General features: G+C 35.8%; 11 protein-coding genes and 1 other RNA gene. 6 read left to right on the top strand and 6 right to left on the bottom strand.

Translation table 11 applies throughout. From position 1 onward, the window contains the following. The first annotated feature begins 49 nt into the window (after nt 1-49). Complete coding sequence (gene serA, locus CUB63_RS07365; RefSeq protein ID WP_006533704.1) at nt 50-1,300, top strand: phosphoglycerate dehydrogenase; 1,251 nt, start codon at nt 50-52, stop codon at nt 1,298-1,300. A gap of 76 nt (nt 1,301-1,376) precedes the next feature. Here the strand turns inward: serA and CUB63_RS07360 are convergent, their stop codons facing one another. The 6 genes from CUB63_RS07360 to zapA all read right to left on the bottom strand — a co-directional run bounded on the left by CUB63_RS07360 (nt 1,377) and on the right by zapA (nt 8,434). Further along, nucleotides 1,377-3,488 (bottom strand): type I secretion system permease/ATPase, encoded by a 2,112-nt coding sequence (locus CUB63_RS07360; RefSeq protein WP_109847782.1) that lies wholly within the window; start codon nt 3,486-3,488, stop codon nt 1,377-1,379. Between the two features lie 13 nt (nt 3,489-3,501). Beyond that, nucleotides 3,502-4,863 (bottom strand): HlyD family type I secretion periplasmic adaptor subunit, encoded by a 1,362-nt coding sequence (locus tag CUB63_RS07355; RefSeq protein ID WP_202608235.1) that lies wholly within the window; start codon nt 4,861-4,863, stop codon nt 3,502-3,504. Nucleotides 4,864-4,868: 5 nt separating this feature from the next. Beyond that, nucleotides 4,869-6,941 (bottom strand): peptidase domain-containing ABC transporter, encoded by a 2,073-nt coding sequence (locus tag CUB63_RS07350; RefSeq protein ID WP_109847781.1) that lies wholly within the window; start codon nt 6,939-6,941, stop codon nt 4,869-4,871. Nucleotides 6,942-7,042: 101 nt separating this feature from the next. Further along, nucleotides 7,043-7,642, bottom strand: a complete 600-nt coding sequence (locus CUB63_RS07345; protein ID WP_109847780.1) for a 5-formyltetrahydrofolate cyclo-ligase — start codon at nt 7,640-7,642, stop codon at nt 7,043-7,045. Nucleotides 7,643-7,811: 169 nt separating this feature from the next. Further along, nucleotides 7,812-7,995: non-coding RNA, 6S RNA (gene ssrS / locus CUB63_RS07340), on the bottom strand. A gap of 109 nt (nt 7,996-8,104) precedes the next feature. Further along, entirely contained in the window at nt 8,105-8,434 is a 330-nt protein-coding gene (zapA, locus tag CUB63_RS07335) for a cell division protein ZapA (protein ID WP_023581530.1), read from the bottom strand. Between the two features lie 176 nt (nt 8,435-8,610). Between zapA and CUB63_RS07330 the strand changes: the two genes are divergently transcribed. The 5 genes from CUB63_RS07330 (at nt 8,611) to gcvT (ending at nt 14,511) form a co-directional block, all read left to right on the top strand. Continuing rightward, a complete protein-coding gene (locus tag CUB63_RS07330; RefSeq protein WP_109847779.1) occupies nt 8,611-9,189 on the top strand; it encodes a YecA/YgfB family protein in 579 nt (192 codons plus the stop codon). Between the two features lie 51 nt (nt 9,190-9,240). Further along, nucleotides 9,241-10,551, top strand: coding sequence for a Xaa-Pro aminopeptidase (gene pepP / locus CUB63_RS07325; protein WP_109847778.1), 1,311 nt, complete (start codon nt 9,241-9,243; stop codon nt 10,549-10,551). Between the two features lie 13 nt (nt 10,552-10,564). Further along, nucleotides 10,565-11,737, top strand: coding sequence for a 2-octaprenyl-6-methoxyphenyl hydroxylase (ubiH, locus tag CUB63_RS07320; protein ID WP_109847777.1), 1,173 nt, complete (start codon nt 10,565-10,567; stop codon nt 11,735-11,737). Between the two features lie 29 nt (nt 11,738-11,766). Next, complete coding sequence (gene ubiI, locus CUB63_RS07315) at nt 11,767-13,002, top strand: FAD-dependent 2-octaprenylphenol hydroxylase (RefSeq protein ID WP_109847776.1); 1,236 nt, start codon at nt 11,767-11,769, stop codon at nt 13,000-13,002. Between the two features lie 414 nt (nt 13,003-13,416). After that, entirely contained in the window at nt 13,417-14,511 is a 1,095-nt protein-coding gene (gene gcvT, locus CUB63_RS07310; RefSeq protein WP_072063348.1) for a glycine cleavage system aminomethyltransferase GcvT, read from the top strand. Nucleotides 14,512-14,538 lie beyond the last annotated feature (27 nt).

The raw sequence follows: 14,538 nt of genomic DNA, 5'->3' as shown, positions 1-14,538 counted from the left end.
AGACAGGATTTTGTTTTTCATTAAATGTAACAACGATAGGGCAGGGTAAATGGTCAAAGTATCTTTGGAAAAAGAAAAGATAAAGTTTCTACTCCTTGAAGGTGTGCACCAAAGTGCAGTAGAAAATTTAAGAGCTGCGGGTTATACCAACATTGAATATCACAAAGGCGCATTATCGGACGAAGAATTAAAAGAAGCTATCCGTGATGCACGTTTTGTTGGTCTTCGTTCCCGTACTCATTTAACAGAAGAAATTTTTGCAGCCGCTGAAAAATTAGTTGCTGTAGGATGCTTCTGTATTGGGACCAATCAGGTTGATTTAGATGCTGCTGCTCGTCGCGGTATTCCTGTTTTTAACGCTCCTTTCTCAAATACTCGTTCCGTGGCTGAGATGGTGCTAGGTGAATTACTGTTATTACTGCGCCGTATTCCGGAAGCAAACGCGAAAGCCCACCGTGGTGTTTGGGATAAGCAAGCCAAAGGTTGTTTTGAAGCGCGCGGTAAAAAACTAGGTATTATTGGTTATGGTCATATTGGTACACAGTTAGGTATTTTGGCTGAAAGTGTGGGTTTAGATGTTTATTTTTATGATATTGAAAATAAACTGCCACTGGGTAATGCAACGCAAATTCGTCATCTGTCTGAACTATTGAATATGTGTGACATTGTCAGCTTACATGTACCAGAAACACCATCAACAAAGAATATGATTGGTCATGAAGAAATTCAGCGCATGAAACCAGGTTCAATTCTTATCAATGCTTCTCGAGGTACTGTGGTTGATATTCCTGCTTTAGCGCAAGCGTTAGAATCAAAACATTTATCTGGTGCTGCCGTTGACGTGTTCCCATCTGAGCCAGGTGCAAATAACGATCCTAACGATCCGTTTGTCTCTGAACTTATTAAATTCGATAACGTGATATTAACGCCTCATATCGGTGGTTCAACACAAGAAGCGCAAGAAAATATTGGTTATGAAGTTGCAGGTAAATTAGCGAAATATTCAGATAATGGCTCTACGTTATCTGCGGTTAACTTCCCAGAAGTATCACTGCCAAGCCACGGTGATGATGTAAACCGTTTACTGCATATTCATGAAAACCGCCCAGGTATGATGAATAGCATCAATAAAGTGTTTACTGAAGAAAATATTAATGTAGCCGCACAGTATTTACGTACATCAGGTAATGTAGGTTATGTTGTGATTGATATTACAACACAAACTAAAGCTCAAGCTGAGTTAGTGTTGCAGAAACTAAAAGAGTTACCAGGTACAATTCGTGCTCGTATGTTGTACTAAATAAACGATTTTAATATTAAGTATAAAGGCTCAATAATTTGAGCCTTTATTTTTATGATTCATCACTTACTATGGTTTATTGCTGTGTCTGTTGTTGCCACAATTGCTGATAAAGTGTTTTATTATTTAATAAATCTGTATGTGTACCTTCTTCTAATATACGACCTTTATCAATGACATAAATATAATCTGAAATAGAAATGGAATTAAGTCGATGAGCGATACAAATTACCGTTCTATTTTTACAAATAGCAGGAAAGGTTGCTAAGATTTCAGCTTCTGAGCCATAATCTAATGCGGATGTTGCCTCATCTAAAATAAGAATGCGCGGATTAGGTAAAAGTGCCCTTGCTAGAGCAATGCGCTGACGCTGCCCCCCTGATAAATTACTTCCTCTTTCTCCTACTTGCGTATTAAACCCATTAGGGAGTTGAGTAATAAAATTAAAAGCCCCTGCTAATTTGGTCGCTTCAATAATATCTTCTTCGTTACAATCAGGTTTTGATAAACGAATATTTTCCATAATAGTGCCACTAAATAAAAAATTATCTTGTAAAACAACACTAATCGATTGGCGTAAAGCAAGGGGATCGGCAATCGCGAGATCCATGCCATCTATATAAATTTGCCCTTGTTGTGGGGTATAAAAACGTTGAATTAAACGTGTGATGGTACTTTTCCCTGAACCTGATGGTCCTGTAATACCAATAAACTTTCCTGCAGGAATAGCGAAAGAAAGTTGTTCAATCACATCTGGAGTATTGTCTGTATACCGAAAGCGTACATGAGAAAATTCTATATTTCCTTTAATATGCGGTACAGTGGCAAGCCCTTGATGTTGATACTCTGTGGGAGTATTGAGGATCTCGCCAATACGACGTATTGAGATGCTAGTTTGTTGAACATCTTGCCAGAGTTGAGCTAAACGTAAAATAGGTTGTGTAATATGAGCGGCAAACATATTAAAAGCCACTAATTCTCCCACACTTAACTGTGCCTTCATAATTAAGTTCACACCATGCCACAAGATAATTGCCATAGTAATTTTATGAACAGCGCCAATTAATTGCTGAGCAAGTAACGCTTTTTTGGCAGCAGAAAAACGCTTAAGAATATGGTTGGTGAGCTTATATTGCCATTTTTCAATAAATTGGTTTTCTGTTGCTGTTATTTTAATGGTTTCTATACCATTGATGGCTTCAGTTAATAAGCTCGTATTATCGGCATTCGCTTGGTACTCTTGTTCAACCCAATAACGGATCATTGGGCCAAGTATCAGCCAGAGTAAAAAATAAAGTACTAATGCTGCTATGGTTATCCAAGTTAATAAAACTGAGTAAGCAAACATTACAGAAATAAACACGATAATAAAAATAAAATCCAACACCATCATCAGTGCTGAGCCAGTAATAAATTGGCGAATATGGGCAAGCTCTTGAATACGAGAGATAATTTGTCCAGATTGACGTTGATTAAAAAACTGATTTGGTAATCGAATGAGATGCTTATAAATTTTACCAGAAAATTCCGCACTTAGGGTGCAAGAAACAAAAGCATAAAGTTTATCCCGTACTAAAAGATATATAGGCTCTATAACAGCAATAAGTACAAGCACCCAACCTAAAACCTGTAAATTAGATAAGCTTCTTCCTGTTAATACCTTATCAATGATTTTTTCAAAAATGATTGGATTTACCAAGGAAAATAATTGAATAAAACAAGATAAAATAAAAATTAAACATAATGATTTTTTTTGTTTTAATAAAGAAGGAATACACCACATTAAACTAAACTTGCTTAGTTTATTTGTAAGTATCTTATTAATAATTAGCAGCGTTGGAAAAGTGATGTTTTTATTAATATGATGAATTTTTTCTGTGTTAGTACTTGGATTAATAATAATTAATTTATCATTTATTCTTTTCTTTAGAATATACCAATATCCGTTTATTTCAATAAGTGTATCAATGATACTTTCATCTTTATTATTAAGGTGAGAGAATTCGCATTTTAAATTTAGCTGTTCAGCAGCTTCAATAATATTTAACTCTGAAAGATGATTAGTATCACCTAAAAAATGAATAAGCTGCTCTTTTTTTAATGAATTCTTATTTTCTTTTGAAAAATAAATTAACCCATCAATAATTGAAGGATGAAGAGGAAGATGATTTTTAGCTATATTATTCATAGATATCTCTCTATTATTTTTCCCTTAATGCTTCATGACGATAAACTTCTATTGGGCTGAGTAAATAATCAATCACTCGACGTTTTTCAATAATTACATCAGCGACTAAAGACATCCCTGTGGCAAGCTGATATTGCTCTTCATCTTCACCAATAGCTTGTTTATCTAGTTCAATAAGGACTGGATAAACTAAGCCTAATTGTTCATGCTGTACGGAATCTTTTGCTATATTGATAATAGTTCCTTCAATGGTGCCATAACGGGTATAAGGAAAAGCATCAATTTTAATTACCGCCTTTTGTCCTGGATAGATAAAACCAATATCTTTATTGAGAATATTTACCTCTGCAACATTATGTTGATTATCTGGTACTATTACCATTACTGCTTGTGAAGGTTGTAATACGGCTCCTAGAGTATGAACAGAGAGCTCTTGGACAGTACCTGTAACAGGAGAGCGTACAATTTTTAATTGCTGACGTTTCTGAGCATGATAAAGATTTTGCTGATAAAGAAAAATTTCACTTTCATATTGTTTAAATTTGTCATACCACTCTAGATATTTTTGTTTTTCTAATCTGTCGCGTTCTTTAATATGCTTTTTTTCTTGACTGGATAAGATAATTAATTCTGATGATTTCCTCTTAATAAAACGATTAATTTCTAGTAGTTCATGTTGATTTTCCAAAAATTCCATAGTACTAATGATTTTCTTATCATAAAGTGTCTTTTTTATATTAAAGCGATTTTCAATATTCTTCTTTAATTTATTTAATGAGTCAATTTCCTGATGAGTAAGGAGTTTATTTTTATTGTTAGTTTCTATTTCAGCATTAATATTGTTGATACTGGCATCAAATTCATCTTTTTCTTTTTTATAACTTAATAAAATTGATTCTTTGTTTTTCTCATTTAATAAATTAAATTGAGGGAATGTATCAGGTAAAGTAATTTGGCTTAAGGCTTGATAACGGATTTTTAGTAATAATAGATTCTCTATTTTATTTTTTAGATTATTAATCTCTTCATCAACACCTAAAATATCGAGTGTTAATAAAGCTTCTCCTTTTGAAACCTGTTGACCATTTTTTACATGGATTGCTGTTAAGCGACTATGTTCATAAATTTGAATTTGTTGAGAGTAACCTGAAACAACTAATTTCCCTATTGCTGATGAGAGTACATCCAATTTTCCTATATATGCCCAGAGTATAAATATAATAACGCTTAATGAAATTATTATCGCAATAATACGGCTATAAGGTGTTGGTAGTTTTTCAAGCACTGCAATATGATTAGGGTAAAAATCATAGTTTTTAGGCTCTTTTTTAGCTTTAAAATAATGATTAATGAGTTGTTTGATTTTTGATTTCATTATTTTTATCCTTGTTGATGTAGCCAAAGTTTTTTATAAGAACTATCTTTTTTAATCAATTCATTATGTTTTCCTTCTTCAATTATCTGACCATTTTCTAATACAATAATGCGGTCACAGTTTTTTATTGTTGAAAGGCGATGAGCTATCATAATGACGGTTTTATTTTGCGTTATAAGAGGAAGATTTTTTTCAATTATGGCTTGAGACTCGCCATCTAATGCACTAGTGGCTTCATCAAAAATTAAAATCTTAGGTGATGATAGTAAGGCTCTGGCAATTGCTATACGTTGGCGTTGTCCCCCAGATAAAGATCTGCCATTTTCAGCAATTAAGGTATCGTATCCCAAAGGAAGCTTTAAAATAAATTCATGAGCACCTGCTAATTTAGCAACATGAATAACTTCATCTAATGAGGCTGATGGTTGGGTTAATCGGATATTATCAAAAACGGTTAAATGAAATAAAAAATTCTCTTGTAATACAAATCCTATTTGTTGACGTAATACTGTGGGAGGAATTTCGCAAACAGGAATTCCATCAAGCTTAACTAGTCCTAATTGTGGTATATAAAGTCCTGCGATCATGCGTGCTAATGTGCTTTTTCCTGATCCAGAAGTTCCAACTATGCCAATAGTTTCATGCTTTTTAATCACAAGAGAAATTTGCTTTAAAATGGCGGGAGCATCATGTTGATAGTAAAAACTTACATTCTCAAAACTCACTTCACCTTGTAATATAATTTTCTTATGTGCTTTTTCTTGCTCTATTGGAAGATTAAGAATGTCTTGTAAATTATAAACAGCCGTTTTTGTTCTTATATACTTTCCCCAAACTTCTATTGCAGAACTTAAAGGTTGCAAACAATGAGTTAACAACATATTAAATGCTATTAGCTGACCTATGGTCATTGAGAGTGAAATCACTTCAGAGGCACCAAGACATAAAAGAGTGGCTATCGTTATTTTTTGTAAAAATGAAACAATGTATTGCGATAGGTTATCAATTTTTTGCAATTTTAAATTTTCATTAGTTAGTTGATGAATTTGCGTATTCCACTGTTGTGTAAAACGCGGTTCTAATGAAAGACTTTTTATTGTTTCTATGCCTCCTAGTGTTTCTGTTAAAAAAGCACTATTTGTTGCCGAGCATTGATAAAGTTGTTGTACTGTGTTTTCTATTTTTGGTGCAATTAATTTAGCTAATATAAAATAGAGTGGAATGGTGGTAAGAAATATTAATGTTAACTTTAATGACAAATATGCCATAACAAACAGAAAAATAAAAATAAATGAGAAGTCAACTAATAACATTAATAAGGTCTTTGTAATAAATTCTCGAATAATATCAAGTTCTTTTACACGGGTGACAATAATACCTGTTTGGCGAGATTTAAAGTAACTAATAGGTAACTTGAATAAATGATGAGTCAATTTTAAACTCAGTAACATATCAATTTTATTAGCAGTATGATGATAAATATATTCTCTTATTCCCTGAAGTACAGAGCTTGAAATAGCTACAAAAATAAGACCTATTACTAATACATCAAGTGTGGACAAAGCTCGATGTATAATAACTTTGTCCATAATTATTTGTATGACTAGAGGAGATGCAAGTGCTAGCAGCTGAAGAATCAACGAGTAAAATAAAACACTTTGAAAGAATGAACGATATTTCATAAAAGTAGGAATAAACCAAGAAATATCAAAAAAATGCTTTGTTAAAAAATCTAGATAATAATAGTGATGTGCACTGTTTTTTATTAATGTTTCTTTGTTCCATGTTTCCATTTGGTCAGTTTGTAGGTTATAAATCAGAAACTCATGATCATTATATTTTAAAATAATAAATATGTTTTCTAAATTGTCTAAAAATATAATTGGATGATTTAATTGTTTTTTAAAAACATGATGAATGCTTTTTTTTCTTAGTTTAAAAGCGTAGGTTTTTTCTAATGATGAAATAGTGTTATTACATTCATTATTAGTTAAATTGTCATTGTTTAATTGTTTTCCCGATAGATTCAGAATTATATTGATACTTTTTATAATCTTTGTGTTTTCTCTATTTTTCATCTTAGATACAGTTTGGTTAAAAATAGAGATTTAAACTAATAATGTAAGATAATGATATAAAAAAACAAAGATGGTGGAAAATAAAAATTAATATATATAAGTTAGTTATTGAAGCTCCATTTTTTATTAGGTGTAATAATTTCAGGTAATGGAACATCCCAATTAGCAATAGGAAGATAATCAACTTGTTGGAAAGTATGAGCAAGCCCCATTGGGTAAAATGATTTTTGTTGCCAGTTTTCTAGTGTTCTATCGTAAAAACCACCTCCCATACCTAATCGTTGGCCTTGGGTATCAAAAGCCACTAATGGTGTAAAAATAATATCAATATTAGAGATAGGAATAACCATATTCACATTTAAAGGGGGTTCAGAAATATTAAAGCGATTTTTGACTAATACAGTAGAAGGTGTGTAGCGCAAAAAAAGGAGGTGATGACGATGAAATGGGTGTAATACAGGTAAGCAAATCTGTTTATTTAATGCCCATAGTTGAGAGATCAAAGGTGATGTATCAATTTCACCATCAAAAGAAAGAAATAGTGCAATCGTCTGCGCTGGCTTGATTTTAGGATGAGTAAGAACTTGCTCACATAATTTATCAGCAGCCTGTTGTTGTTCGTCTAATGTCAGTAAACGTCGTTTTTGGCGAATAGTTTTGCGGATTTCATCTCTTTGTTGAAAAAGTGAAGTATGCGTCATTCATTAATCCATCAATAAGTGCTTAGTGTTAAGTGGGAATCATCATTTTTATCAATTTATCACACTTTAGAGGTAAGAAAGCGAAGAGGTTGAAGATATGAGAATAGAAGCATAAAAAAAGTTCTAAACACTAAGTAGTTATAAAATACTTAATGTTTAGAACTTTAGTAGGGTCTCCAAGATGCCGCCGCAAGCTGTAACCCTTGAACCCATGGTCCAAGGTGAACATAGTGTTGCTACCATTAGGCTGCCTGAACGAATCGGGTATGCTCACAAGCAACAGATCACCACGTTCTATGTGTTTCGAATATCGGCTCAGGGGACTGGCCCGCTGGCAAACATCTCAGAGAAATTTGGTGGGTGCGTTAAGCACCTTATCTATGAACTATTGTATTATTTTAATTGTAGAAAGCAACCTATTATCTGTGAATTTCGTGGTATACGCATGCTTTCTGAACAAATCTACTTCGCAGTTGAAAAAGTGCGATCATGGTGCTTGCCTTGATCGTGTAAAGCTTGTTCAATGGATTGTTGTAGCATTTTTATCTTTTCTTCCATGTTGTAGGCATAGTCTCTGGTTTTTAACTTTTCTTCTGCCAACTCATGACTCATATTTAATGCCACGATAAAAATTAAGTGCTCTGTGTTGGAAACACCACTGCGTTCTTTGAGATCTTGTAATCGTTGTTCCAGTTCAGCAGCAGAAGCCAGTAAAGCATCTCTTTGTTCTGGTGGGCAATTGACACGTAATGAGCGCCCAAAAATTTGAAGATCAACGGGTTGTGCGGACATGATTCCTTCCTGACATAAAATCTGTGCTACGTGTTTAGTAGTGTATACGGTTATAACACTGTATTAAACGCTATTACTGCAAAAATTCCAATGATTAACATGGCTTAACTGGTACAGCGACTTCTATTGATGGTAGCATATCTTGAACTATTCCCCTAAATGCGACGTTTATTCTTATGTCAAAACAGAACACATTACCAAATTATCAAACTATTGATGCATTATTACAGCAACATACAGTACCTTTAACTGCGGCTGAAATGCATGGTTTGATTACAGGATTTATTTGCGGTGCAGTGCGCGATAGCAGTTGGAAAACCTTATTGCACGATCTGACTAATGAAGGTTTAGCCTTTCCTAAAACGCTATCAGAGCCGCTTGAAGAGCTTTATCACATCACCTATGAACAGCTTGATGACAGTGTGTTTAACTTCTTTATGTTAGTGCCTGACGAGTCGGAATCGGTTTTTTCAAGAGCTGATGCGCTTGCGGGTTGGGTTAATCATTTTCTTTTAGGATTGGGAGTTGCTCAACCTAAGTTGTCTGATCATAAAGAATTGACCGAAGTGATTACTGATTTGCGTAATATAGGTGCGCTAGGTTACGAAGAAGACGAAAACCAAGAAGAACTTGAAGATGCACTTGAAGAAGTCAGTGAATATGTAAAAGTATCCGTTCAACTTTGTTATATCACTTTTGTCGCACCAAAAGACAAAGACAATAACGAACAAAATGAGCAACGTGTACTACATTAATTTCATCATTAATTAGATAACCATAAAGATAAATGAAAGACAGGAGTGGGTATGAATAAGCAAGAATTTTTATCCCGTCGTCAGGCATTATTAGCTCAAATGAAGCCTGCGAGTGCAGCTATCTTTTTCGCTGCACCACCAGCGCAACGTAATGCCGATAGTGAGTATCCTTATCGTCAACATAGTGATTTCCTTTATCTAACGGGTTTTAGTGAGCCTGAAGCTATTCTTGTGCTGATTAAAAGTGATGAAACACATAATCATAGTGTGCTTTTTAATCGTGTTAGAGATTTAACCGCTGAAATTTGGTTTGGTCGTCGCCTTGGGCAAGAAGCTGCACCTGAAAAATTGGGCGTTGATAAGGCGCTACCTTATGAAGATGTTAATGAACAACTTTACCAATTATTAAACGGGTTAGATGTTGTTTATCATGCTCAAGGTGAATATGCGTTTGCTGATGAGATAGTCTTTAATGCATTAGAAACCTTAAGAAAAGGTTCTCGTCGTAATTTAAAAGCACCACAAATTATTATTGATTGGCGTCCAATTGTTCATGAGCAACGCCTATTTAAATCTGATTTTGAACTTGAATTACTGCGTAAAGCCGGAAAAATTACTGCATTAGCACATACGCGTGCGATGCAAAAATGTCAGCCTGGTATGTATGAATATCAACTTCAAGGTGAGATTGAACATGAGTTTGTCTCTCATGGTGCGCGTTTTCCTTCCTATAACAGTATTGTCGGCAGCGGTGAAAATGGTTGTATTTTGCACTACACCGAAAACGAAACCAAAATGCGTGATGGGGATTTAGTACTCATTGACGCAGGCTGTGAATATGAAGGTTATGCTGGTGATATCACCCGTACTTTCCCTGTCAATGGTAAATTTAGCCGTCAACAACGTGAAATTTATGACATTGTCTTAAAATCCATCAATGTGTCTTTGGAATTGTATAAACCTGGTACAAGCATCAAAGAAGTCACTGAGCATGTCGTGTATATCATGGTCGAAGGATTGGTTAAACTAGGCATTATGCACGGTGAAATCGAGCATCTTATTGAAACAAAAGCTTATCAGCGTTTCTTTATGCATAGCTTAAGCCATTGGTTAGGTCTTGATGTTCATGATGTTGGACATTATGGCACAGACCGTGACTGTATTTTAGAGCCAGGCATGGTGCTGACTATCGAACCGGGGTTATATATCGCGCCAGATGCCGATGTACCACAAGAGTATCGTGGGATTGGTATTCGTATTGAAGATGACATTGTTATCACTGAAACAGGTAATGAGAACTTAACGGCATCTGTCGTTAAAGATCCTGATGAAATTGAAGCTCTGATGGCAGGAAAAATTTAAGGCTAAAATCAGCATGAATGTGATTATTGTGGGTGGTGGAATGGCCGGTGCGACATTAGCACTTGCACTCTCTGCATTAAATAAAGGTAAGATTTCAATTTCGTTAATTGAAGCAAAAGAGCCTGAGAATGGGCATCCGGGGTTTGATGCAAGAGCGATCGCATTGGCTCATGGAACAGCGAAACGGTTAGAGCAAATCGGGCTTTGGTCAACATTAAAACCTTTTGTCACTCCCATTAATCATGTTCATGTTTCTGATAAAGGTCATTGTGGTTTTGTTAATATTGATGCACAAGACTATGATATTTCAGCTCTGGGTTATGTGATTGAGTTGCATGATGCAGGGCGGCTACTCTTTGCCAAGCTAAAAAAGCAATCTAATATCACGCTTTATTGCCCTGCTAAAGTTGAACAAGTTCAGCGTAATATCGACTGCGTTGAGGTAACGCTTGATAATGGTACGCAAGTAACAGGTGATTTACTGATTGCAGCAGATGGTACAAATTCGCCTATAGGCCACCAATGCCATATTCAATGGCAACGTGAGCCTTATCATCAAGTCGCTGTAATTGCTAATGTCAAAACAGAAATAGACCCAGAGGGAAAAGCCTTCGAGCGTTTTACTGAATTTGGCCCATTAGCCATGTTACCGATGAGTGAAGGGCGCAGCTCATTAGTGTGGTGTCATCCGATTGAAAAATGGGATGAAATTTCACAGTGGGATGATGAAACAACCGTTGCACATTTACAGCGTGACTTTGGCTGGCGTTTAGGAAAAATAGAACATATTGGTAAACGCAATTGCTACCCTTTAGCACTACAAAAAGCCAATCAAATTATTGGTCATCGTTTAGCGTTAGTTGGCAATGCTTCGCAAACACTTCATCCTATTGCAGGGCAAGGTTTTAACCTCGGTTTACGTGATGTTATGGCACTCGCCAATACGATCACTCAAGCGATTAATGCCAATGCTGATATTGGTAGTTATCGAGTGCTCTCTCAATATCAACGGCTTCGCCAACAAGATAGAGAAAAAACAATCTCTATTACTGATGGGTTGGTGAAAGTGTTTGCAAATCGTTGTGTGCCACTGATTGTTTCTCGCAACTTAGGGTTAATGACGATGGAGTTGCTTCCAATGATGAGAGATAAATTGGCGCATCAAACACTTGGCTGGACAGACTAAATATAATCGCTTTTTAGGATACTTTTATTATGAAATCATTTGATGTTGTTATTGCTGGTGGTGGAATGGTGGGGCTTGCATTAGCCTGCGGATTACACGGGTGTGGATTACGGATAGCGATAATAGAAAATCACCCAGTAACAAAACATTTTCACCCGCAAGATGATTTTTCATTACGGGTATCTGCTATTAATACAGCCAGTGAAATGTTGCTAAAAAAATTAGGTGTTTGGGAAAGTTTACAAGCATTACGAACTGCACCTTATCAAGGTATGGAAGTTTGGGATCAAGATAGTTTTGGTCGTATTGAATTTTCGGCACAAAAAGAAGGGTTCAGCCATTTAGGCTCTATTATTGAAAATAATCTTATTCGAGAAGTGCTTTGGCAAAAATGTGAAAGCCACAGTGATATAACCTTCTATTCATCGACACAAATTGAACGTGTTGTTTGGGGGGAAAATGATGCATTTATTACCCTTAATGATGGTGAAATGTTGACGGCAAGATTAGTTGTCGGAGCCGATGGTGCTAATTCATGGTTACGCAAACATGCAGATATTCCTCTGACTTTTTGGGATTATGAACACCATGCATTAGTCGCGACTATTCGTACTGAACAACCCCACGATAATGTTGCTCGCCAAGTCTTTCATGGCGAAGGTATTTTGGCATTCCTGCCTCTTTCTGATCCTTATACTTGTTCTATCGTTTGGTCTTTACCAAATAACCTCGCTGAAAGTTATAAAAACGCAGAAAAAAAACTGTTTGAGCGTACATTAGGTGTGACTTTTGATATGCGTTTAGGCCAATGTGAATTAATCAGTGATCGTATGACCATACCATTAACAGGTCGTTATGCACGCCAATTTGCAGCGCCTCGTTTAGCATTATTAGGCGATGCGGCACATACTATCCATCCTTTAGCTGGACAAGGCGTTAACCTTGGCTTTATGGATGTTGCTGAGTTAATCGGTGAGATCCGTCGCTTAAAAGCAGAAGGTAAAGATTTTGGTGAATATCTCTACTTGAGACGATTTGAGCGTCGTCGCAAACATGCTGCTGCTATTATGTTGGCAAGTATGCAGGGATTTCGTGAACTTTTTGCTGGCAACAATCCAGTTAAAAAGCTGGTTAGAGATATCGGTCTTTCGTTAGCAGATAGTTTACCGGGCGTAAAACCAAAGTTACTTGAACAAGCAATGGGACTTTCTGATTTACCTGAATGGTTAAGTGATAAAAATTTCACTTCAGTTGAAAAAATCTAATTCCTCTCTTATTTCACATTACTTTTATTTATATCTGACTGAAGAAATAGAACTAAAAAAATCTATTTTTTCAGTCTATTCTTTGCACTAATTCCTTTTTTATAGGAATTCCTCGCTAAAAATGAGCGCTGATACGCATAATTGCAATCATTAGTTCTGCATACTCATATCTCTCTATTATGATTGAGAAACACAATACCCTATTTTAACTTATGGTTTATTTTTTCTGACAATGCTAAGTTCAAGAAGATGGTATCGTTTGCGTTGTACGTTAATTGCTCGTATTTGTTAAATCTCTGTTTAAAAATAAACTTAAACTCGTGATTAATACGCTGATTTCTAATCAAGTTTAATTTTATATTTAACAAATTGCGTTCTCTGAATAATCTAAAGTAAAAGTAGAAAGAGGGAAGAATGGCAAAACAGACTCCGTTGTATGATGAGCACGTAGCCTGCGGTGCTCGTATGGTCGATTTTCATGGTTGGATGATGCCACTGCATTATGGCTCTCAAATAGATGAACATCACAATGTACGCCGTGATGCAGGTATGTTTGATGTTTCTCATATGACCATTGTTGACTTACATGGCTCGCAAGTTAAAGATTTCCTACGTTATTTATTAGCGAATGATGTCGCTAAACTCACCGAAAAAGGTAAGGCGCTTTATACCGGTATGCTTAATGCATCAGGTGGTGTAATTGATGATCTTATCGTCTATTACTTTGATGATTCTTTCTATCGCCTTGTGGTGAACTCCGCTACTCGTGAAAAGGATCTGGCATGGATTGAGCATCATGCTTCAGATTATGTCGTTGATATCACTGTTCGTGACGATTTGGCATTAATCGCGGTTCAAGGCCCTCATGCACAAGAAAAGGTTCAACGTTTATTAACTGAACAGCAACGCCAAGTTGTTTCAGCTATGAAGCCTTTTTATGGCGTAGAGCTTGATGACTTGTTTATCGCAACAACAGGTTATACCGGTGAAGCAGGTTATGAAATTGCAATGCCAAAAGAGCAAGCTGTCGATTTTTGGAAAAAATTATTAGCGGTGGGTGTTAAACCTGCCGGATTAGGCGCAAGAGATACATTACGTTTAGAAGCGGGAATGAACTTATATAGCCAAGAGATGGATGAAACTATTAATCCACTTGAAGCGAATATGGGCTGGACGATTGCATGGGCACCTGAAGATCGTCAATTTATTGGTCGTGAAGCATTAGAAAAATTACGCGCAACAGGCACAGATAAACTTGTCGGCCTTGTCATGCGAGAGAAAGGTGTGTTGCGTGCAGGTACTGCCGTACACTTTACTGATGATTTGGGGGAATTAAGAGAAGGTGTGATTACAAGTGGTACTTTCTCGCCCACATTAGGCTTTAGTATTGCATTAGCAAGAGTTCCCGCAGGTATAAAAGATAGCGCAATTGTATTAATGCGTAATCGTGAGATGCCAGTAGAAGTGGTAAAACCTGGCTTTGTTCGTTCAGGTAAAGCATTGGTATAACACGCACAATTATTTTAAATGGAGAGT

The sequence above is a fragment of the Proteus penneri genome, assembly GCF_003144535.1.
In the GTDB taxonomy this organism is placed as follows: Bacteria; Pseudomonadota; Gammaproteobacteria; order Enterobacterales; family Enterobacteriaceae; genus Proteus; species Proteus penneri.
Note: the sequence above shows the minus strand (reverse complement) of the source record. Positions and strands in the feature narration are given on the sequence as shown.

Bases quoted from the DNA above. Each gene is read 5' to 3' on its own strand.
- serA (WP_006533704.1), top strand. From the start codon at position 50: ATGGTCAAAGTATCTTTGGAAAAAGAAAAGATAAAGTTTCTACTCCTT.
- CUB63_RS07330 (WP_109847779.1), top strand. From the start codon at position 8,611: ATGTCAAAACAGAACACATTACCAAATTATCAAACTATTGATGCATTA.
- ubiH (WP_109847777.1), top strand. From the start codon at position 10,565: ATGAATGTGATTATTGTGGGTGGTGGAATGGCCGGTGCGACATTAGCA.
- CUB63_RS07345 (WP_109847780.1), bottom strand. From the start codon at position 7,642: ATGACGCATACTTCACTTTTTCAACAAAGAGATGAAATCCGCAAAACT.
- gcvT (WP_072063348.1), top strand. From the start codon at position 13,417: ATGGCAAAACAGACTCCGTTGTATGATGAGCACGTAGCCTGCGGTGCT.
- CUB63_RS07350 (WP_109847781.1), bottom strand. From the start codon at position 6,941: ATGAAAAATAGAGAAAACACAAAGATTATAAAAAGTATCAATATAATT.
- CUB63_RS07355 (WP_202608235.1), bottom strand. From the start codon at position 4,863: ATGAAATCAAAAATCAAACAACTCATTAATCATTATTTTAAAGCTAAA.
- pepP (WP_109847778.1), top strand. From the start codon at position 9,241: ATGAATAAGCAAGAATTTTTATCCCGTCGTCAGGCATTATTAGCTCAA.
- zapA (WP_023581530.1), bottom strand. From the start codon at position 8,434: ATGTCCGCACAACCCGTTGATCTTCAAATTTTTGGGCGCTCATTACGT.
- CUB63_RS07360 (WP_109847782.1), bottom strand. From the start codon at position 3,488: ATGAATAATATAGCTAAAAATCATCTTCCTCTTCATCCTTCAATTATT.
- ubiI (WP_109847776.1), top strand. From the start codon at position 11,767: ATGAAATCATTTGATGTTGTTATTGCTGGTGGTGGAATGGTGGGGCTT.